The sequence below is a fragment of the Acinetobacter sp. ANC 4636 genome (assembly GCF_054454555.1).
This window is the reverse complement of sequence record NZ_JBTKVD010000004.1, coordinates 232,320-252,933: the sequence shown is the minus strand read 5'-3', so window position 1 is coordinate 252,933 and position 20,614 is coordinate 232,320. Positions and strand designations below refer to the sequence as shown.

Annotated in this window: 14 protein-coding genes and 2 pseudogenes; 7 read left to right on the top strand and 9 right to left on the bottom strand. The window is 41.9% G+C overall.

Going from position 1 to position 20,614, the window contains the following annotated elements:
* Window positions 1-85: 85 nt before the first annotated feature.
* The gene (locus ACX1N5_RS06540; RefSeq protein WP_458800982.1) at window positions 86-688 is read left to right on the top strand and encodes a flavin reductase family protein; all 603 of its coding nucleotides are present in this window, start codon (window positions 86-88) and stop codon (window positions 686-688) included.
* Between the two features lie 52 nt (window positions 689-740).
* On the opposite strand, the gene icd is transcribed toward ACX1N5_RS06540, so the two are convergent.
* The gene (icd, locus tag ACX1N5_RS06535) at window positions 741-1,997 is read right to left on the bottom strand and encodes an NADP-dependent isocitrate dehydrogenase (RefSeq protein WP_458800980.1); all 1,257 of its coding nucleotides are present in this window, start codon (window positions 1,995-1,997) and stop codon (window positions 741-743) included.
* Between the two features lie 198 nt (window positions 1,998-2,195).
* Here icd and ACX1N5_RS06530 point away from each other — a divergent pair, with 198 nt between their 5' ends.
* Window positions 2,196-2,984: an rRNA large subunit pseudouridine synthase E gene (locus tag ACX1N5_RS06530; protein ID WP_458800978.1), complete on the top strand. Its 789-nt coding sequence runs from the start codon at window positions 2,196-2,198 to the stop codon at window positions 2,982-2,984.
* A 34-nt stretch (window positions 2,985-3,018) separates the two neighbouring features.
* On the opposite strand, the gene ACX1N5_RS06525 is transcribed toward ACX1N5_RS06530, so the two are convergent.
* Together ACX1N5_RS06525 and ACX1N5_RS06520 are read right to left on the bottom strand one after the other, a co-directional pair.
* Window positions 3,019-4,668, bottom strand: a complete 1,650-nt coding sequence (locus ACX1N5_RS06525; protein WP_458800976.1) for an LA2681 family HEPN domain-containing protein — start codon at window positions 4,666-4,668, stop codon at window positions 3,019-3,021.
* Window positions 4,669-4,797: 129 nt separating this feature from the next.
* Window positions 4,798-7,029 carry an NADP-dependent isocitrate dehydrogenase gene (locus ACX1N5_RS06520; RefSeq protein ID WP_131380157.1) on the bottom strand — a complete coding sequence of 744 codons (2,232 nt, stop codon included), beginning with the start codon at window positions 7,027-7,029 and terminating at the stop codon, window positions 4,798-4,800.
* Window positions 7,030-7,519: 490 nt separating this feature from the next.
* Between ACX1N5_RS06520 and ACX1N5_RS06515 the strand changes: the two are divergent.
* Window positions 7,520-7,609: pseudogene (locus ACX1N5_RS06515) on the top strand (hydroxyisourate hydrolase); the annotation flags it as partial.
* A gap of 60 nt (window positions 7,610-7,669) precedes the next feature.
* On the opposite strand, the gene ACX1N5_RS06510 reads toward ACX1N5_RS06515, so the two are convergent.
* Complete coding sequence (locus tag ACX1N5_RS06510) at window positions 7,670-9,373, bottom strand: M61 family metallopeptidase (RefSeq protein ID WP_458800974.1); 1,704 nt, start codon at window positions 9,371-9,373, stop codon at window positions 7,670-7,672.
* Between the two features lie 174 nt (window positions 9,374-9,547).
* Between ACX1N5_RS06510 and ACX1N5_RS06505 the strand changes: the two genes are divergently transcribed.
* The 3 genes from ACX1N5_RS06505 (at window position 9,548) to phrB (ending at window position 12,994) form a co-directional block, all read left to right on the top strand.
* A complete protein-coding gene (locus tag ACX1N5_RS06505; protein WP_458800972.1) occupies window positions 9,548-10,837 on the top strand; it encodes a D-alanyl-D-alanine carboxypeptidase family protein in 1,290 nt (429 codons plus the stop codon).
* A 148-nt stretch (window positions 10,838-10,985) separates the two neighbouring features.
* Entirely contained in the window at window positions 10,986-11,468 is a 483-nt protein-coding gene (locus ACX1N5_RS06500; protein ID WP_004751235.1) for an FKBP-type peptidyl-prolyl cis-trans isomerase, read from the top strand.
* A gap of 95 nt (window positions 11,469-11,563) precedes the next feature.
* Window positions 11,564-12,994 (top strand): deoxyribodipyrimidine photo-lyase, encoded by a 1,431-nt coding sequence (phrB, locus tag ACX1N5_RS06495; protein ID WP_458800970.1) that lies wholly within the window; start codon window positions 11,564-11,566, stop codon window positions 12,992-12,994.
* A 6-nt stretch (window positions 12,995-13,000) separates the two neighbouring features.
* Here phrB and ACX1N5_RS06490 read toward each other — a convergent pair.
* Window positions 13,001-13,633 (bottom strand): annotated as a pseudogene (locus ACX1N5_RS06490) (HD domain-containing protein).
* A complete protein-coding gene (gene yaaA / locus ACX1N5_RS06485; RefSeq protein WP_458800968.1) occupies window positions 13,633-14,412 on the bottom strand; it encodes a peroxide stress protein YaaA in 780 nt (259 codons plus the stop codon). The pseudogene ACX1N5_RS06490 and the gene yaaA overlap by 1 nt, the downstream one beginning before the upstream one ends.
* A 129-nt stretch (window positions 14,413-14,541) precedes the next feature.
* Between yaaA and ACX1N5_RS06480 the strand changes: the two genes are divergently transcribed.
* Window positions 14,542-15,171 (top strand): alpha/beta hydrolase, encoded by a 630-nt coding sequence (locus tag ACX1N5_RS06480; protein WP_458800966.1) that lies wholly within the window; start codon window positions 14,542-14,544, stop codon window positions 15,169-15,171.
* A gap of 153 nt (window positions 15,172-15,324) precedes the next feature.
* On the opposite strand, the gene ACX1N5_RS06475 is transcribed toward ACX1N5_RS06480, so the two are convergent.
* The 3 genes from ACX1N5_RS06475 to pheA all read right to left on the bottom strand — a co-directional run bounded on the left by ACX1N5_RS06475 (window position 15,325) and on the right by pheA (window position 20,342).
* Window positions 15,325-16,785, bottom strand: a complete 1,461-nt coding sequence (locus ACX1N5_RS06475) for an aminoacyl-histidine dipeptidase (protein WP_458800964.1) — start codon at window positions 16,783-16,785, stop codon at window positions 15,325-15,327.
* A gap of 143 nt (window positions 16,786-16,928) precedes the next feature.
* Entirely contained in the window at window positions 16,929-19,187 is a 2,259-nt protein-coding gene (locus tag ACX1N5_RS06470) for a bifunctional prephenate dehydrogenase/3-phosphoshikimate 1-carboxyvinyltransferase (protein ID WP_458800962.1), read from the bottom strand.
* A gap of 48 nt (window positions 19,188-19,235) precedes the next feature.
* A complete protein-coding gene (gene pheA / locus ACX1N5_RS06465; RefSeq protein ID WP_458801024.1) occupies window positions 19,236-20,342 on the bottom strand; it encodes a prephenate dehydratase in 1,107 nt (368 codons plus the stop codon).
* Between the last annotated feature and the right edge of the window lie 272 nt (window positions 20,343-20,614).

The window sequence follows — 20,614 nt, the reverse complement described above, 5'->3', positions numbered from 1 at the left end:
AATTAATTTATTAATGAACCGCAGAATCTTTTACTGTGATTGAGTTCATTTCTTTTTTAACCGAATCCTATACGATTGTCACTTTATGAATTATTTTCCCAACTCACATTTTAAAAATGTCCCGCTTGAAAAGGCATATCGCTTACTGACGCATGGTGCAACGGTCTTAGTCTCTGCACAGCATCAGCAACAACGTGATGTCATGACGGCTGCATGGGCATGCGCACTAGAATTTAAACCCGCAAAAGTGACTGTGGTTCTCGATAAAAGTACCATGACCCGTCAGATTATTGAGCAATCAGGTTATTTTGTTTTACAAGTTCCTACCTACAAACAAATTGATTTGGTTTATCAACTTGGTACAACCAGCCTGCATGACATGCCTAATAAACTAGAACAAAGCGGTGTGAAGCTATTTTACTTAGAAGATTCAGAGCAGCCTTTAGTTGCGGGCTGTTCAGCATGGCTAGTTTGTAAATTGATTCCTGAACCACACAATCAACAAGCACATGATTTGTTTATTGGTGAAGTGGTCAGTGCATGGGCAGATGACCGAATTTTCCGCGATGGGCATTGGCATTTTCAAGACGCTGATCCTGAGTGGCGTAGCCTGCATCATGTTGCAGGTGGTAACTTCTATTTGATTGGAGAAGAAGTCAGCGTACAAGATCGACCAAAATCACCTTAAATATAAAAAACCTCGCGTATAGCGAGGTCTTTTTGCAGCAAATCATCTGGGATTATTCGCCCATGTTTTCAATAATCGCCTGACCAAATTCAGAACAACGAAGAAGTGTAGCGCCTGGCATTAAACGCTCAAAGTCATAAGTGACCGTTTTAGCCGCAATAGCACCTGAAATACCTTTAATGATCAGGTCAGCAGCCTCAACCCAGCCCATATCACGCAGCATCATTTCAGCGGAAAGAATGATTGAGCCTGGGTTAACTTTGTCCTGACCCGCATATTTAGGCGCAGTGCCATGAGTTGCCTCATAAACTGAAATTGCACCACCAATATTTGCACCTGGTGCGATCCCAATACCACCGACTTCAGCAGCAAGTGCATCAGAGATATAATCACCGTTCAGGTTCAATGTCGCAATCACCGAGTAGTCCGCAGGGCGCATTAAAATTTGTTGCAAAAATGCATCTGCAATTACATCTTTAATGATGATGTCTTTGCCATTTTTAGGGTTTTTAATTTTCACCCAAGGGCCACCATCAATCAACTCGCCACCAAAGCGCTCTACAGCAAGCTCGTAACCCCATTCTTTGAACGCGCCTTCAGTGTACTTCATGATATTGCCTTTATGCACTAACGTTACACTTGGCTTATCATTGTCAATTGCAAACTGAATTGCTTTACGAACCAAACGTTGAGTACCCTGTTTAGATACAGGCTTAATCCCTATACCACAATCTTCAGGAAAACGGATTTTCTTCACACCCATTTCTTCTTGAAGAAATTTGATCACTTTTTTCGCTTCTTCAGAATCCGCTTTCCATTCAATCCCCGCATAAATATCTTCTGAATTTTCACGGAAGATCACCATGTCGGTGAGTTCAGGATGCTGAACAGGTGAAGGCACACCTTCAAACCAACGCACTGGGCGCACACATACATAAAGGTCTAATTCTTGACGTAAGGCGACATTTAATGACCGAATACCATCGCCGACGGGTGTTGTGAGTGGACCTTTGATAGATACTACAAATTCGCGAAGAGCCTCAAAAGTTTCTTCTGGCATATATGTGCCATAAATTTTATCTGCTTTTTCACCGCAGTAGACTTCCATCCATTCGATAGATCGTTTGCCACCATATGCTTTTTGTACTGCTGCATCGACAACAGCTCGCATCGCAGGTGTAATATCCACACCAATACCATCACCTTCAATAAACGGAATAATTGGCTGGTTGGGAACATTGAGTGACAAATCTGCGTTTACACTAATTTTGCTGCCATCTGCAGGCACTACGATCTTCTGATAACCCATTGTATCGGTTCTCCCTTTTATTATAATTAGCAAATTAAAAAAATAATTGCCGATAGACAATACTTTCCTGTTTTCTTATCGCATAATAGATTAATTGAATTAAATCATTTTTGAGATTTATATGAGAAATAACAATATTTCTCGCTCAAATAAAACTCAATGTTTCCTGTGGTTATCTGAAAGAAGAAGTCATTTTTTATGAAAATCGTCATCCTGAACAAGCCCTATGACGTCCTCTCCCAATTTCGTAAAGACGAAGCACACATGACGATGTCTGACTTTGTAGATGATCCAACTTTACGTTTGGCTGGTCGTCTTGATATGGACTCTGAAGGTTTGGTTTTTTTAACTGATCACGGTGGTCTCAATCAGTTCATTACAAATCCTGCAAATAAAAAATACAAAACGTATTTAGTTCAGGTAGATGGTGACATTTCTGAAGAAGCTCTTGAAAAATTACGTCAAGGAATTGAGCTCAATGATGGCATGACACTCCCTGCCAAAGCCATTAAAGTTTCAGAGCCAGAATGGTTATGGGAACGCAACCCGCCTGTACGTTACCGTGCAAATATTCCTACCTCTTGGGTTGAAATCTCAATTTGTGAAGGTCGTAACCGCCAAGTGCGCCGCATGACCTCTGCTGTTGGCTTTCCGACTTTACGTCTGATTCGCACCAAAATCGGTTCAATCGATTTGGTTCAACTCGGTTTACAACCAGGTGAAACTAAAGAAATTGAGCCGTTGCTGTATCCTGACTTTAGGGATGTTCCAGAAGAACGACCATATCAGTCGCGCTCATACGTGAAAAAGTCAGGTGGTACAGGTGGCAAGCCAATGCACCAGAAAAAGAAAGAAGGCGAAAAGAAAAAAACAGGAACCAAACGCATTTGGCAGATGGATGAAAGTGAAAAACCACGTCGTAAAACCAATGGTACAACTCGCCCAAATACCAAAGCTCCGCGCGGTCGTAGCCGTAATAGCCGTTAAGATTTAAGTTTTTAAAGCTCACGAAAGTGGGCTTTTACTTTAAAGGGACTTCTCTTTCTAAAACGAGTTTGCCATCCCTAGGCTTATTTTTTTCTTCATACTGTACAAGCAAAGATAAATACATCAAAGAGTTTCTAGCAAGTCTTGTTAAGTGCATTAAACTTTCTTCAAATTCCGAAAGAGGCATTTCCAGAATATATTTAGATTTAATCTCTTTTTCCTTTAAATTATTTATAACTTCAATATATTCATCAGAACTTTGAAGATTATTTTTCTCTAATTCATCTTTTCTTACTAATAATTCTTGATAACTAAACACTTCGCTAGAATTATATTTTGTATTTAATTTATATCCAAAATCATCAACAATCCGAAAAGACCTGTGCTCCAAATGATTTCTAATTTTCGCTAATCGATGTTTTTCCAGATTTGATAGATTTTCGATCTTATTCATGTTTTCAATAGAGTCTTTGTTTTTCCTTTTAGGTTCAACCTCAACCTCTTTTAATATATAAAATAAAGCATGTAAGAAATAATTCTCGGATTCAAAGAATCTATTTCGTATTTTATCTAACCTTCCTTCATACAATATCCATTTAAAGCTAATTTCATAATCTGTAATAGATAAATTAAAATACTTTGCAATAAAATATGAAATCTTATCAAAAATTGAATATAGAATTCTAAATGCAGATTTCATATGCGAAGTTTTTAAATTATCTATAGCATGTAATGTATCGTAAACATGAAAGTATGTTTTATTGTAAAAATGCTCAGAGTCTACCTTTATTTCAGATGATTGAAAGATTAAAAACCTAGCATAGGTGAACTCATTCAGTAACTCATCAAAATTTGAATAGAATACCAATGATTCTTTTAAACTCAATGAAGTATTAATCTCGTAACTCATTGATGAAAGTTCTAAAGTGTCTTGAAAAACTATTTCCTCATTCAAAAGGTCATTTAGGTTATTCAGAAATAGTTTATTCTTGGCAACCCAATTTAAATAACGATATTCAGTTTTTGTACTTGTTTTTTGTTTATATTCTTTTAAATAGTCAAATTCATTTTCTTTAAAGTTCTCTCCATACCATTGATGAAAAACATACAATAGATGACCTTGTTGAAGTGGTATTTTTTGCTCTCGTTCTAAAAAGTCAATTTTTTTATAGGCTTGAGTTATTAACTGATTAGCAAAGAAATAATAAACCTCCTTATTAGAATCATCATATAATTGCTCTGTTCTAAAAAGAATATTGGTTGCTTTAGCAATTACAGCAACAGGGTTTTCATCAATTTTAATTGCATCGTCCCAATAATGTTGTGCACAAAAGTAACGGCCTTGTGATGATAAAAAATTACCTAGATTTGTTAATGCAAATGAAAGCAAAAATGTTACATTTTTTTCTTTTCTTAAAAAATAGACTGCTTTTTGATATAGATTAACCGTATTAATCAAATCCTGCGAGTGCCAATTTTCACTCTGATATCTGTAAATTACGGAACTACAGTTTCCTAAAATGTAATAAAAATACCCCTTACAAAAATCATTCTCAAATATGAATAAAGTTTCAATTTGAATGTTAAAAAACTCTATTAACTCATTTTTTCTATTCTCATCTAATAAGAATTTATCAGCTAACTTAGCCAACTCTTTTAATTGCTTTATTCCTAGTTTCATCATCTTTTTTTTAAAAAAATTATAAGTAAACGTTTTACATCAATTTTATATTTATTACAAAACAAAAAAGCCGATGCATTTGCATCGGCTTTTTTTCACATCATCGACCTAATTGCCGACTTTGTATTTCACTTAAACAGCTGCAAGTAATGTGTTGAACGTCGTGCTTGGACGCATTACAGCATTTACCTTAGCTTGATCAATCACGTAATAACCACCGATATCAGCAGGTTTACCTTGTACTTGAGCAAGTTCAGCAACAATTTTTTCTTCGTTTTCAGCCAGTGCCTTCGCAAGTGGAGCAAACTTAGCTTTCAACTCAGCATCTTCGTCTTGTGCAGCAAGAGCCTCAGCCCAGTACAACGATAGATAGAAGTGGCTGCCACGGTTATCAAGCTCACCTGTACGACGTGATGGTGACTTGTCACTGTCGAGCAACTTGCCAGTCGCTTGATCCAATGTCTTGGCAAGCAGCTTCACACGGTCATTGCTTTCCTTAATGCCCATCTCTTCCAAAGAAGCTGCAAGAGCCAGGAACTCACCCAATGAATCCCAACGTAAGTGGTTTTCTTCGACAAGTTGCTGAACGTGTTTAGGCGCTGAACCACCTGCACCCGTTTCATACATACCACCGCCAGCCATAAGCGGAACGATAGACAACATTTTCGCAGAAGTACCAAGCTCCATGATTGGGAACAAGTCTGTTAGATAATCACGTAAAATGTTACCAGTCACAGAAATAGTATCCAGACCACGCGCCACACGTTCAAGCGTATAACGCATTGCACGTACTTGAGACATGATTTGAATATTGAGACCTGAAGTATCGTACTCTTTCAAGTATTCTTGTACTTTCTTGATCAATTCATTTTCATGTGGACGGTAAGGGTCAAGCCAGAAGATCGCAGGCATGCCTGAGTTACGTGCACGAGTTACCGCAAGTTTCACCCAGTCACGAATCGGAGCGTCTTTCACCTGACACATACGCCAGATATCGCCTTCTTCAACATTTTGTGACATCAACACTTCGCCTGTTTCAAGGTCAGTGATGTTGGCAATACCTGCTTCAGGAATCTCGAAAGTTTTGTCGTGTGAACCGTATTCTTCAGCTTGCTGTGCCATCAAACCAACGTTAGGTACAGTACCCATGGTTTTCGGATCAAAGTTGCCATTCCACTTACAGAAATTGATCATTTCTTGATAGATACGAGCAAATGTTGATTCTGGCATCACCGCTTTAGCATCATACTGCTTACCATCGGCACCCCACATTTTACCACCCGCACGGATCATCGCTGGCATAGAAGCATCAACAATAATATCGTTAGGTGAATGGAAGTTTGTGATGCCCTTCGCTGAATCAACCATCGCTAACGCAGGACGGTGTTCTTGACAAGCATGTAAGTCACGGATGATTTCATCACGTTGTGATTCTGGTAGGCTTTCGATTTTCTCGTAAAGCACTGACATACCGTTATTGACGTTGATACCCAACTCATCAAATAGTTTGCCATGTTTCTCGAATGCATCTTTATAATAGATTTTCACACAGTGACCAAATACGATCGGGTGTGAAACTTTCATCATGGTTGCTTTTACGTGTAATGAGAACAAGATGCCCGCTTCACGACAATCTTCGAGTTGTTTCTCGTAGAAGTCACAAAGTGCTTTTTTACTCATGAACATTGAATCAATGATTTCACCATCTTGAAGCGCAAGTTTTGGCTTAAGTACGATGGTTTTACCACTTGTTGTGATCAATTCCATTTTCACGTTACGCGCACGATCAAGAGTCATCGACTTTTCACCGTGGTAAAAATCGCCATGTTCCATATGTGAAACGTGGGTTTGTGACCACTGTTTCCACTCGCTCATCGAATGCGGGTGTTTTTTAGCGTAGTTTTTCACCGCAGCAGGTGCACGACGGTCAGAGTTACCTTCACGTAATACTGGGTTTACAGCAGAACCAAGGCATTTACCATAGCGAGTCTTAATCGCTTTTTCATCTTCAGTAGTCGGGTTCTCAGGATAATCAGGAATTGGATAGCCTTTAGACTGAAGTTCTTTGATACATGAGATCAATTGACCAACTGAAGCACTGATATTAGGAAGTTTGATAATATTGGTGTCTGGATCTTGCGTAAGACGACCTAGCTCTGCGAGGTTGTTAGGTGCCTTCTGTTCGTCGCTTAGGTAATCCGAAAATTCTGCGAGCACACGCGAAGCAACAGAGATGTCACTTTTGACAATCTGAATACCTGCGGGCTTAGTAAAGGTTTCAATGATCGGCAGTAGCGAATAGGTCGCCAATAATGGCGCCTCGTCAGTCAGTGTGTAAATGATGTTTGACTTTCCACCAGCCATATATAGCCCCTTGTGTTAAATTGATTTTTCAAGAACCGAGCTTGTGGCCCAGTTCTACTCACTAATGTGCTTAAATAAAAACCTTGAGAGTATCGACCCTCATGGCATTTCAGTCAACGATATATCTTGTGATAACGACATTTCGAAAAAAAATACCCAATCTTGTTTTGGGTCATCAGTGTCTATATTCAATAAGATTGTTTAAAAATTCAGATTGATAAGTGATATAACTATAAGATTTTTCACGTATCTACGTCTATTATTATGCAACTTTCTACTGAGTTCACGAATAATTTGATTCACTGTAGCGCATTAATTTTAACTTTTAAAGCACAAAATGTATCGCAATATTTTTTAATTTAATATTGGTCAGCGATATAAAAACTTAAATTGGGTCATTCATTCGACCACAAAAACCTCATCTTTAGCTACTTTAGCCAACAAAAACTCAAACACAATCTGAGTTACTTCAGCAAAATGTACAGTATCAGTACCCATTGTTTTTGTGGCTGATGATTCAATTGGTCACTCTGATATTCCACTACAGATTAGTCCGTATGGGTATTCGACTTATCGGGGTATTCAAATAAAAAACCGATGCCTGAGCATCGGTTTACATAAACTTAAATATCCAGACAAATTAAATGTTCAACCAACCATCAAGTTTTACCTGATCTTCCACTTTCAACTCAACTGTGGTCAATCCAGTTTCAGCTGCATTTACCGTAAACTGAAGCAACTCATCACGATGGAAGGCATGGACCACAAATTCACCTTGCTGCTTGGCGTACTTCGCTAACAGTTTTTCAGAAGCTTTTAAGCCGTCAATCGCTACAATCACGTCATTGGCAGACAACCCAGCTTTTGCACCTGCACCATCACGGCGTGCCTGTTGAATCAACACACCCTCAGGTTTATCGGCAACTTTCAAACCAAATGGCTGAGTCTTGTCATTTTTAACTTGATACTCGATCCCAAACTCAGGGAACAATTGATCCAGTGGTAATTCATCAGTGGTATAGATCAGATGGTTGATTTGCTCTAACCATGAGTGACCTGTTAATTCTTCACACAAGTCAAAAATGGTACGCTCGCTGACTTGAATGCCTTTTTGCGCATTTTCATACAGTTTACGTACTAACGCATCCAAACTTGAACCACGTAAACGCAAACCTAAATCCAGACACAATGCAACCAAGCAACCTTTATTGTAGTAGCTGGTTCCTGCATTATTGCTGTTTTCATCTGGGCGATAGAATTTGATCCAAGTATCGAAACTCGACTCAGCCACAGACTGCACTTCACGACCTGGATTCTGTAAATAACGATCAATTTGTGTTTTAAGTAATTTCAAATAAGAGGCTTGTGAAATCACACCACTGCGCAGCAAAATCAAATCATCGTAATATGAAGTAAAGCCTTCAAAAATCCACAACAACGAAGTGTAGCTTTCTTTATGCAAATCATAATTCATAAAGTTTTCAGGGCGAATATATTTCACCAGCCATGAGTGGAAATATTCATGACTGCAAAGCCCGAGGAAACGTTGATAATCTTCCGATGGCTCTTGTGGTTCATTGGCTTTTGGCAGGTCATCACGTGGGGTAATCAGACTGGTACTATTTGGATGCTCAAGCCCACCATAACTATTGCCTGTAGCCATGGTCATGAACACATAGTTTTTAAAGGGTGCAGAACCAAAAAGTTGAATTTCGGTTTGGCAAATTTTTTGGATATCTGCCTGTAAGCGTTCAACGTTGGTTGCATGTTTACCCGAAATCACAAATTCATGCGGGATGCCTTCAGCCTCGAAACTGAAACGGGTCTGATCCGCCAGTTCAAATGGACTATCGATAAGCTGCATATAGTTGTCAGCTTTTAAAGTATAGCGCCCTTTCACCAAGCTTTTTGATGCCAAGCCTGTCGCTACAGAAAAATGCTTAAACTCATCGGGCAAGAACACTTCCAATTCACATTCAGCTTCTTCTTGATCTTTGAGACCTAAGCACACACACGCTGGATTGATATAAAAACGGGTCTGGTCGACATAACTACCGCGTACCGATAAATCATACGCGTAGACATCATATTCAACCGTGATCAACTCATGATCGGTGTTAAATAAACGCCATTTATTCTTTTCAAATTTACTGATTTTAAGCTCGCGCCCTGCCTCATCATAGGCTTTGACAGATTCAATGTGTTTTGCAAATTCACGAATCAGGTAACTGCCCGGAATCCATGTCGGCAACCACAGCTCTTGGGTCGGATTGGCAACAAAACGTAAGGTCACATGAATGAGATGCTGTTGGTAATCGTCAAACTCTATTTGATAGTGCAACATAAGTCGGAATTCTAATCTTAATCAGGTTATGCAGGGCTTTAGCTTAGCATTTTTTTACTCTAATATGCGCTACTGCTAGTATTCCATACAGAAGATAAAGTAAATCAAGTTAGCTTTAATCTTTGTCATGGAAGATAGCTTTCTCTTTCTTTTGATCTCCTCAGGATTTGTCCTTTGAAACGTTTTATTTCTTGGTTTGCAGGGCTAGGTATATTGTGCTCAGGTTTTGCCCATGCAGCCATTTTGAATATTGATCCCGAATCTGTACCTGCCGCAGCATGGACAATTTATGATCCTCAATCTGGTCAAACTATTGCTGAATACAATAGCCATGCGCAGCGTGCACCTGCTTCATTAACCAAAATGATGGTGGCCTATATTACGCTCCAAGAAATTAAGGCAGGCAAACTCAAAAAGACAGATGTGATTACTGCCAATGACGTGGTGCATGTCGTTCAGCCTGATGAATCACAAATGTTCTTGCGCCCAGGACAAAAAATCACGGTTGATCAATTGCTCACGGGTTTAGTGGTGATGTCTGCCAATGATGCTGCTGTGACGTTGGCACAGCGGATTGGTGGTGATCTTCCACATTTTGTGGCACGCATGAACCAAGAAGCCAAAGCATTGGGCATGACGGATACCCACTTTACCAATCCTGCAGGAATTACCATGGATGGGCATTATTCCTCTGCCGCAGATATGGCAAAACTGGGCAATGCACTGATTCAACAGTTTCCCGATTATTTGGGTTACTCTAAACAGACCAGTTATTCATGGAATGGTCATCCACATCACGCCACCAATATCTTGCTCAAACAAGATCCAACTGTGGACGGTTTAAAAACGGGTTTTACCCGTGCTGCAGGTTTTAACCTTGCTTTAACTGCAAAACGCCCAACCATGAATCCGAACATGCCAGAGCGTCGTTTGATTGTGGTGGTACTTGGAACAACCAGTCCTGTGATGCGTGCCGAAGTCGCACATCGCTTAATGAATCTGGCTTATAGTTACACCCGTGACGAAGTGATGGTTAAAGCACAACAACCCATCGCGATCTTGCCTGTCATGAACGGGAAAATCCGTAGCTATCAGGTTGTACCGCAAAGCACGCAGTTTATGACGACTTCTTTGTACAACCAGCCGATCAATATTGACATGCGCAGCTTCAATAATAATAGCGGACGTTTAGTCTATAACGGGCAAAATATTGAACCGATTAATGAGACCAAAACCCAGATTCAGGTCAACCTGAATCAGAAACAACTCACCGCGCCTTTAAATCAGAACGTGCACATCGCAACGCTCAAGGTGTACCAAAATGGTCAATGGCTAGAAGATATTCCAGTGCTTTCACATGTTCAGCTTGAATATGCCAGCATTTTCCAGCGCTTCTGGCACTGGTTATGCCAATTACTCCCTTTCCTCGCAGAAAAAGTGATTCCCGCGAAGATACTGTTGTAAGATCGAAAGAAAAATAGGCTTGAATTTTTTAAATCAGCCCCAAATTCGTTTAAAATAATGCACATCATCAAAAATCCTGAATTTGCATTCCCCAAATTCAGGATTTCATTTTATGATGTGACTTTAAAACTCTGTATGGATTTCAAACATGACTGCTATTGCAAATAACCACGTGGTTTCATTCCACTACACATTAACAAACGCTGAGGGTGAAACACTTGACCAGTCTCAAGGCGAACCACTTGCCTATTTGCACGGTGCAGGCAACATCATTCCTGGCTTAGAAAAAGCACTTGAAGGTAAAACTGTTGGCGAAAAATTAACTGTCAACGTTCCTGCTGCTGAAGGTTATGGCGAATACAACCCAGACCTCGTACAAGAAGTTCCTGCGCAAATGTTCCAAGGCGTTGAGAAAATCGAAGCAGGTATGCAGTTCCAAGCTCAAACTGATGACGGCGTACAAATCGTGACTGTTAAATCAGTTGAAGGTGACACAATCATCGTTGATGCAAACTTCCCACTTGCTGGTCAAGACTTGACTTTCCAAGTTGAAATCGTTGAAGTGCGTGATGCGACTGCACAAGAACTTGAGCATGGTCATGTTCACGGTGCAGGTGGTCACCACCACTAAGTTTTGCCGAGTGCAAATCTAAAAAGCAAAGCCTAGCGCTTTGCTTTTTTTATGCTATTTTTGACTCATCAAGTACTTAAGACTGATTTGATTTTATGCCTACCCTGATTTGGTTTCGTCAAGATTTACGGATTTCTGATCATGCCGCCTTATGGCATGGTAGTCAAAATGGTTCATGTCTCGCACTCGCGATTTTGTCTCCCAAGCAGTGGCAACTACATGATGATGCGCCAATTAAACTGGATTTTTATTTGCGTCAATTACGCCAGTTACAGCAACAATTACAACACTATAATATTCCGCTGATCGTTCAGATTGTGCCACTTTGGCAAGATATTCCTTCTGTGTTACTCAAACTGTGCGAGCGTCTTCAAGTTCAGAAAGTCCATGCCAATGTTGAATTCGGTGTGCATGAATTACAACGTGATAAACACTGTCAAGACCTTTTGACACAAGCGGGTGCTCAACTGGAGTTGTACCAAGACCGCACATTATTTCCTGTGGGCAGTATTCGTAATCAGTCAGGACAGCCGTATCAGGTGTTTACGCCATTTAAGAAAAACTGCTACGAGCGGCTCAATCAGCAATTACCTGCCTGCTATCCCAATATTGCCATTCAAATACCTCTGCAACTTGAGCTGAGTGAACAAGAACAAAATATTCCTCAACTGCATGAACTGGGTTACAGCCCCACTTCTTCTGAGCAGCAACAACTTTGGAATGTTGGTGAATTGCATGCACAGCAGCAACTGGATAATTTTTTAGAAGATGTACTGGCAGATTACAAGCAACAACGTGACTTTCCTGCTCAAGCAGGCACCAGTCAACTCTCAGCATATTTAAATATTGGAATTCTGTCGATTCGCCAATGCGTACAGGCGTTATTTCGCCCACAGCAGGGGCAGTTTTTACTCACTGATCAGGGACAGCAGACCTGGCTAGATGAATTACTCTGGCGCGAGTTTTATCAGCACATCTTATTTGATTACCCTCAAGTCTCTAAGCACCTGCCCTTTCAGCTTAAAACCCAGCAACTGCAATGGCGTGATGATCCTGAAGGTTTAAGCGCATGGCAACAAGGTAAAACGGGCATCCCGATTGTCGATGCAGGTATGCGCCAATTACTGGCGATAGGCTGGATGCACAATCGGGTACGCATGATTTGCGCGATGTTTCTCACCAAGAATTTACTGATTGACTGGCGTAAAGGCGAACAATGGTTTATGCAGCATCTGATTGATGGGGATTTGGCAGCCAATAATGGTGGTTGGCAATGGAGCGCATCGACAGGCACAGATGCAGCACCGTATTTTCGGATTTTCAACCCAATTAGTCAGTCAGAAAAATTTGACCCAAATGGGGATTATATTCGTCGCTGGGTGCCTGAACTTCGATCTTTAGATGATAAAAACATTCATGAGCCTTATGCCAAAGGCTATAAAGCTGGATTAGGCTATCCAAAAGCAATTGTCGATCTGAAAAGCAGTCGCGTGCGTGCCATCGAAGCTTTTAAAGCACTGGACTAGCTCACCTCAATTTAAAGTTTGTAGCAAGTTGGTTTTGGCTTGCTGCTCATAGTGCTGCTGAAAATATCGGGTTTGATACAAAGGTTGTGCCAGATAAAACTGGCGCAGCACTTGCGTGCGTTTTTCCTGATAAATCAGTTCATCGACCCACATATATTCCTGCCGAATTTGCTGTTGATACTCGGTAAAACGTACAGCTGAGCTGCCTAAAATCGCCAAATCAATATCCAGTAAATAGGCTAAATCTGACTCAGGTGCTGTGGCATGTTGCTGTGTCGCTAAAATCCAAGTCGCAATCTTATCAAGCTGAGTTTAGGGCAATGCGCCTACCAGTTGTTGTTGCATCCACATGGCACTGTTCTGTTCATTGCTTGCAGAACGGGGCTGATAGACCACATCGTGAAAGAAAATTGCCAGTTGCAGTGCTAAACCATCCTCAATCTGACTTTGTACTTTTTCAAACAGCGCCAGACATTCCACGATATGTTGAAGCTGATGATAAGCACGCTGTGGTTCCTGATAAGCTTGCAGCAATTCTGCCAAGCACTGCTCATGTTGCTGCAATGACCAGTGCTCAGGCGAAAACTGTACGAATAGTTTTCGCCATGCCTGACTAAACTGCTGCTGAAAAGTCAGCATTATGCTGCCTGTTCTTCACGTTTAAATACGAGCTCTTTGGCATTAGAGTTTTCAGCATCAAAATAATAACCTTCGCTATTAAAGGCTTTTAAATCTTCAACCTGTTGAATTTGCTGCTCAATCACGAAACGTGCCATTAAACCACGGGCTTTTTTGGCATAGAAACTAATTACCTTATATTTGCCATTTTTCTGATCAAGGAATACAGGTTTGACGATTTGCACATCCAACTCAGATTCTTTCACCGCTTTATAATATTCATCCGACGCAAGGTTCAGCAAAATATTGCTGTTGGCTTGCTGCAAATCTTGCTGGATCAGGTTGGTAATACGTTTGCCCCAAAATTCATACAAGTTGCTGCCACGCGGATTGTGCAGTTTTGTGCCCATTTCCAAACGGTAAGGCATCATCAAGTCCAGTGGACGAAGCAAACCATACAAACCTGACAACATACGTAAATGCTGTTGGGCAAAATCCAGTTGTGGGTCGTTCAATACATAGGCATCTAGACCTGTATAAACATCACCTTTAAATGCAAAAATGGCTTGGCGGGCATTGGCTAGATCAAACTCGGTTTGCCAATCCTGAAAACGCGCGACATTGAGCTGTGCAATTTTTTCGCTGACACTCATTAAACTTGCCAGTTGCGATGCGGACAATTCACGACACACCTCAATCAACTGCTCAGACTGATCAAGCAGACGTGGCTGAGTAAAGTTGCTGTTTGGCAATGCAGTTTCATAATCCAGTGTTTTCGCAGGTGAAATTAAAGCCAGCATAGACATCCTCATTTTTGCTATATTCTGTCCACTATATCAGTCCCCTATTTCTAACGCCAATCCGTGTTTCTGATGGCGTTTATCGGTACAATCATGACCCCTACTTTAAAATTAAGCTCATTGAGTTCTATGCCTGAAACGATTTTTTTACAAGGTCCTGCTGGGAAAATTGAGGTTTTTGTTGACCAACCACAGGGAGAAATTCGCAGTTTTGCGATTGTCTGTCATCCGCATCCACTACAAGGCGGCACAGCCCATCATAAAGTCCCGATGTTACTCTCGAATATTTTGACCGAGCGCGGCTGTATTGTGTACCGTCCAAGTTTCCGCGGCGCAGGACAAACAGAAGGCTTGCATGAAGAAGGTTTTGGCGAAACCGACGATATTTTGGCAATCTTGCAACAATTGCGTGAGATGCACCCGAACCTTGATTTTTATGCAGGTGGATTTAGCTTTGGTGCGCATGTGCTAGCCAAATGTTATGCTGCACTCGATGTTGCACAGCGTCCAAAACAGTTGGTGTTATGTGGTTTACCGACAGCGATGGTACGTGGTTTACGTGACTATCAAACACCTGAAATTCAAGGTGATATGTTATTTGTACATGGCGAAGAAGATGATATTACCTTGCTCAGTGACTTAATTGTTTGGGCAAAACCGCAAAAACACCCCATTACGATTTTTCCAGGGGCAAACCACTTCTTTACAGGTTATTTAAAACCACTTCGCCAAGTGATTAGCCAATATCTTCGTCTGTAAATTCGTATTGTATGGCAAGAAGTTAAAGTCCGAATATCTTGCATCTGGGAAGATACTAAAAACATGCCCAATTCATTTGGAGCATGAGTTCAATAAAAAAACAAAATGCGCCTGATCAGCTCAGCGACACTGTGCGGATCAGGTGCATTTTTTTTAATCAACAGTTGCTAGTGCAGCCACCAATAACTGCCAGCATTTTTCTACTGTATCCACTTTAACTCGTTCGCCTGGTGCATGCGCGCCCTGAATATCTGGGCCAAAAGACACCATTTGCAAGTCAGGATAATGCTCGGCAATAATTCCACATTCTAAACCTGCATGAATGACTTTAAGTTCAGGTTCAATCTGGAAAGTATCCTGATAAGCGCGTTGCAGACATTTTAAAGCGGCTGATTCTGGGTTCGGAGTCCAACCCGAAACGAATGGCGCAAGGCTCGAATGCAACCCATAATATTCAAAATGCTGCTGAATCCGATGTGCATGTGCTTCCAGTTCATCATTGACCATTGAACGCACCATAATCAGTACACTGGCTTGTTCACGGTTTAAACATACCACCCCAATATTGTTTGAGGTTTCTACGACATCAGGCATTGCCTGACTCATTTGTGCCACGCCATACGGACAACTCGACAAAGCGGCCAACCATGCTTGCTGCTGCTCATAGGCAATCGCTTCAGTGACAACTTCATCAAGTGGTTGAGCACGCAATTCAATCGCCTCATCTACACCTTTAAGTTGCATTCGCCAATCTATTTGAGACTGTTGTAGTAGAGCATCTAATTGGGCAAGTTCTGATTTTGGCAAAGCAATCTTGGCAGTCGCTTCACGTGGTAAGGCATTACGCGCTGTACCTCCTGAGAACTCAACCAGATGTGCTTGCAGTTTAGGTAAATGCTGCTGTAAAAACTGCGCTAAAATCACATTGGCATTGCCACGCCCCAAGTGAATATCGACACCTGAATGCCCACCTTTAAGTCCAAGCACCTGTACTTCAACTGCGGTCAGTTCGGCATCAGTTTGCACATAAGTCAGGGTTTGCTCGACTTCGATATCCTGACTACCTGCGCAGCCCAGATACAGTTGTCCCCACTCTTCGGTGTCAATATTAAATAACCATTTGCCTTGCAGGACATTTTCTTCAAGAAAACGTGCACCACTCATGCCCGCCTCTTCATCGACTGTCAGCAACACTTCAATCGCCCCGTGAGCAATATCATCGGCATCCAGTACAGCCAACGCCAGCGCCACCCCAATGCCATTGTCCGCACCAAGCGTGGTATTTGGTGCAATCAACCAACCATTTTCCAAAATCGGCTGAATTGGGTCACGACTAAAATCATGTACCGTACCACGATTGGCTTGGGTCACCATATCCAGATGCCCTTGCAAAATCACACCAGTTTTATGCTGCATGCCTGCGGTTGCAGGTTTACGGATAATTAAATTTCCAACAATATCCACATAAGTGTCTAAGCCTTTGTTTTTCGCCCAGTCTTGTAAATATTGGCGTAGTTGTTGTTCTTGTTTGGACTGACGCGGAATACGGCACAAAGTGGCAAAATGCTGCCAGACGTTTTTGGGTGAGAGTTGAGAAAAATCAACGGCATTCATGATCTGGTCTCGTAAAGAAAATAAGTCTGTTTGGTTTCACTATACTGCAAAATGAGCCGACAAGGTAAAACCTTGCCGAAAGAGAACTGCGGATATAAAAAAGCCAAGCAGATGCTTGGCTTTTAATTTTAAAACAGGTCGAATTATTCAGAGACTTCGATGCTTAAACCTGCCTGATTTGCCAGTTCAGTAAAGGTTGGGAAACTGGTCGCAACCGTTTCTGTACCCACAATCGTGATCGCTTCAGCAGCACGTAGACCTGCAATACTAAAACTCATTGCAATACGATGATCATGATGCGATTCAATCTGAGCGCCTTTAAAGATTGGTGACCAGTCGCCAGATTTACCCTGACCTTGAATGATAATACCATCCTCAGTTGGGGTACATTGAATACCCATTGCCTGCAAACCGTCTGCCATCACCTGAATACGGTCAGATTCTTTCACGCGCAGTTCAGCAGCGCCTGTCAATACCGTTTCACCTTCGGCACATGCCGCGGCAATAAACAAGGCTGGGAATTCATCAATCGCTAATGGTACTTGGTCTTCAGGAATATGAATCCCTTTTAATGTCCGTGTTGCACGAATACGAATATCGGCAATCGGTTCACCGCCTGCGATACGCTCATTCAACACTTCAAGATCAGCGCCCATAGCCTTTAGAATTTCAATCACGCCAGTACGAGTCGGGTTAATACCGACCGCTTCTAAGGTGACATCGGCATTTTCACAAATCGCTGCACCCACCATAAAGAATGCCGCAGAAGAAATATCTGAAGGCACTTGGATATCTGTACCGACCAATTTACCACCGCCTTGCAAGCTAATACGGTTACCTTCGGTTTTTACTTCATAACCAAAGGCACGCAACATACGTTCAGTATGGTCACGTGTTGGCTCAGGTTCAGTCACTGAAGTTTCACCTTCTGCCCACAAACCTGCCAGTAAAATCCCTGATTTCACCTGAGCTGATGCCATTGGCAAATCATACTGAATACCTTTAAGTGCTTGCGAACCTGTAATGCTGACAGGTGGTGTACCTCTCTCACCTGTGGTCTGGATTTGTGCACCCATTAAACGCAGTGGCTTGGCAATACGCTCCATCGGGCGTTTTGACAACGATGCGTCACCCGTCATGACCGTATCAAATTTCTGTGCCGACAACATACCTGAAAGCAAACGCATACTGGTACCCGAGTTACCCATATACAACGCACTTGCTGGCGCTTTCAAACCGTGCATCCCCACACCATGAATGGTTACTTCACCATTTTTTGGCCCTTCAATCGACACGCCCATATCACGAAAGGCCTGCAAGGTTGCCAAAGCATCTTCACCCTCAAGGAAGCCTGTGACATGTGTTGTGCCTTCAGCAATTGCACCAAACATAATCGAACGATGTGACACCGATTTATCACCCGGAACGGTAAATGTTCCCTGAAAACGATGCTGTTGAGGTTGAATGGTAAATTGTTGGGTCACCTTGTCTTTCTCCATTAAAGGTTTTTGGGCAAGCATATGGTTAAAATGCTGACGTGCGGCTTGGGCATGTCCGAGTAAGCCCATCAGCGCTTGCGAATCTTCTTTTTCAATCAGCCCACGAATAATCGCCAGTTGTTGTTCAAAGCCATCGACAGCTTTCAAAATTGCAGTTTTGTTGGCAAAGAAAATGTCATGCCACATTTGTGGATCAGATGCTGCAATTCGTGAAAAATCGCGAAAACCACCTGCGGCGTAACGGAAAATATCCAGATTATCTTCGCGGTTTGCCAGTTGCTCCACCAGATTAAACGCCATCAGGTGCGGTAAATGACTGGTATGCGCCAACACTTCATCGTGCTTTTGCACATCCATACAAATCACTTCGGCTTTTGCTGCCTGCCAAAGGGTAATCAGTTTTTCAACTGCCCAAGGCGCGCTGCTTGGCAATGGCGTTAAAATCACTTTGTGATGTGCAAACAGATCCACTTTTCCTGCATGTACACCCGTGTGTTCACTGCCCGCAATCGGATGTCCTGGCACAAAACCCACAGGCAGACTCTCACCAAATACACGCTGTGCCGCAGCCACCACGTTACCTTTGGTACTACCTACATCAGTTAAAATCGCATCGGCTTTTAAATATGGCTTAATTTGCACCAAGACTTTTTCAGTGGCTTGTACAGGCAATGCCAATACCACGAGATCTGCATCTTGCACGGCGTCAATTGCAGAGGCATAGCCCTCTTGAATTAGTCCTAATGCTTTTGCATCCTGCAAGGTTTTGGCTGAACGTGTTGATGCTACAACCTGTGTTGCCAAACCTTCTGCCTGAATCACACGTGCCAGACTTGAACCAATCAAGCCCAGCCCAATAAATGCCACTTTATGAAACAAGGGCTGTGTTTCTGAAACTACCACCAAAATTTGCCTCTATGCTCAATACGATAAAAATGCTCAACCAGCAGATTACAACACGGCAACAGGATATGAACCCAGTACACGCAACTCTTTAACCAGTGGGCGAATTTCATCAAGTGCAGCCGCAACATTTGGCTGATCAATATGCCCTTCCAAGTCAACAAAGAACACATATGCCCATTTTTCAGGAAGCGCTGGACGGGTTTCAATACTGGTCAGACTAATATTGTGCTTGGCAAACGGTTCTAAAATATCAAGCAATGCCCCTGCACGGTTATGCGCAGAAATCAATAAAGAGGTTTTGTCGTTACCGCTTGCAGGAATTTTCTCACGGCCAATCACCAAGAAACGCGTGGTATTTTCAGGATTGTCTTCAATATTGCTATGCAAGATTTCTAAACCATACATCGTTGCCGCAATATCAGAAGCAATTGCTGCTGAATGCCATTCATTGCGAATACGGCGCGCTGCTTCAGCATTTGAAGTCATTGCGACACGCTCAACACCAGGATAATGAATATCCAGCCAATTGCGACATTGAGCCAAGGTTTGCTGGTGGGCATAAATCTGTTTAATGCTGTCTCTACGGGTATTTTCCGATATCAAAAACTGGTGATGAATACGCAATTCAACTTCACCAATCACATTCAGGCTCGATGATTTAAAACAATCTAGAGTATGGTTAACCACACCTTCCGATGAGTTCTCTACAGGGACAACACCATAGTGTGCGCTGCCTGCTTCAACTTCACGGAATACTTCATCAATGGTTGCAATTGGACGCACAATTGCATCCTGACCAAAGTGCTTCAAGGCTGCAGCTTGGGTAAATGTGCCTTCAGGGCCTAAAAAAGCAATGCTTTGTGGTGCTTCAAGTGCCAAACATGCTGACATAATTTCACGGAACAAACGTGCCATGGTCGCATCAGACAACGGGCCTTCATTGCGTTCCATCACTTTACGTAAAACTTGTGCTTCACGTTCAGGGCGATAAAACACAGGATTCTCTTCAGTTGCAAATTTAGCTTTGGCAACTGCTTCCGCTAAGCGTGCACGACGATTCAATAAATCCTGAATCTGTTGGTCTACGCTATCAATATCCGAACGTAATTGTTCTAAATTCAGAGAAGTCGTTTTCTGATCATCTTGGATCATGTCATTTCGCCCCGTGCTCATGTTTTTTTCTGCCTGCAAGTATAACCACATTCAACTGGGAAATGTCATCACATCCTAAGTGGCAAATTAAGTTTTTCGAATAGATCAATGCATTTAACAACTATAGCCAGAGCCAGCTCAATCTCGATCTTGCACTCGTCTTGAATCTCAACTGTAACGTCGACATTCACAGGCGAGATAAAAATACAGTGGTATTGTTCACAAAAAGAAGTATTCCTTCACATTTCTTTTTGTCATGGTGTCACCATATA

Coding starts and splice junctions, on each gene's coding strand:
- ACX1N5_RS06540 (WP_458800982.1), top strand. CDS start 86: ATGAATTATTTTCCCAACTCACATTTTAAAAATGTCCCGCTTGAAAAG.
- ACX1N5_RS06480 (WP_458800966.1), top strand. CDS start 14,542: ATGCCTGAAACGATTTTTTTACAAGGTCCTGCTGGGAAAATTGAGGTT.
- ACX1N5_RS06475 (WP_458800964.1), bottom strand. CDS start 16,785: ATGAATGCCGTTGATTTTTCTCAACTCTCACCCAAAAACGTCTGGCAG.
- ACX1N5_RS06500 (WP_004751235.1), top strand. CDS start 10,986: ATGACTGCTATTGCAAATAACCACGTGGTTTCATTCCACTACACATTA.
- ACX1N5_RS06525 (WP_458800976.1), bottom strand. CDS start 4,668: ATGATGAAACTAGGAATAAAGCAATTAAAAGAGTTGGCTAAGTTAGCT.
- icd (WP_458800980.1), bottom strand. CDS start 1,997: ATGGGTTATCAGAAGATCGTAGTGCCTGCAGATGGCAGCAAAATTAGT.
- ACX1N5_RS06520 (WP_131380157.1), bottom strand. CDS start 7,029: ATGGCTGGTGGAAAGTCAAACATCATTTACACACTGACTGACGAGGCG.
- yaaA (WP_458800968.1), bottom strand. CDS start 14,412: ATGCTGGCTTTAATTTCACCTGCGAAAACACTGGATTATGAAACTGCA.
- ACX1N5_RS06530 (WP_458800978.1), top strand. CDS start 2,196: ATGAAAATCGTCATCCTGAACAAGCCCTATGACGTCCTCTCCCAATTT.
- ACX1N5_RS06510 (WP_458800974.1), bottom strand. CDS start 9,373: ATGTTGCACTATCAAATAGAGTTTGACGATTACCAACAGCATCTCATT.
- phrB (WP_458800970.1), top strand. CDS start 11,564: ATGCCTACCCTGATTTGGTTTCGTCAAGATTTACGGATTTCTGATCAT.
- pheA (WP_458801024.1), bottom strand. CDS start 20,342: ATGATCCAAGATGATCAGAAAACGACTTCTCTGAATTTAGAACAATTA.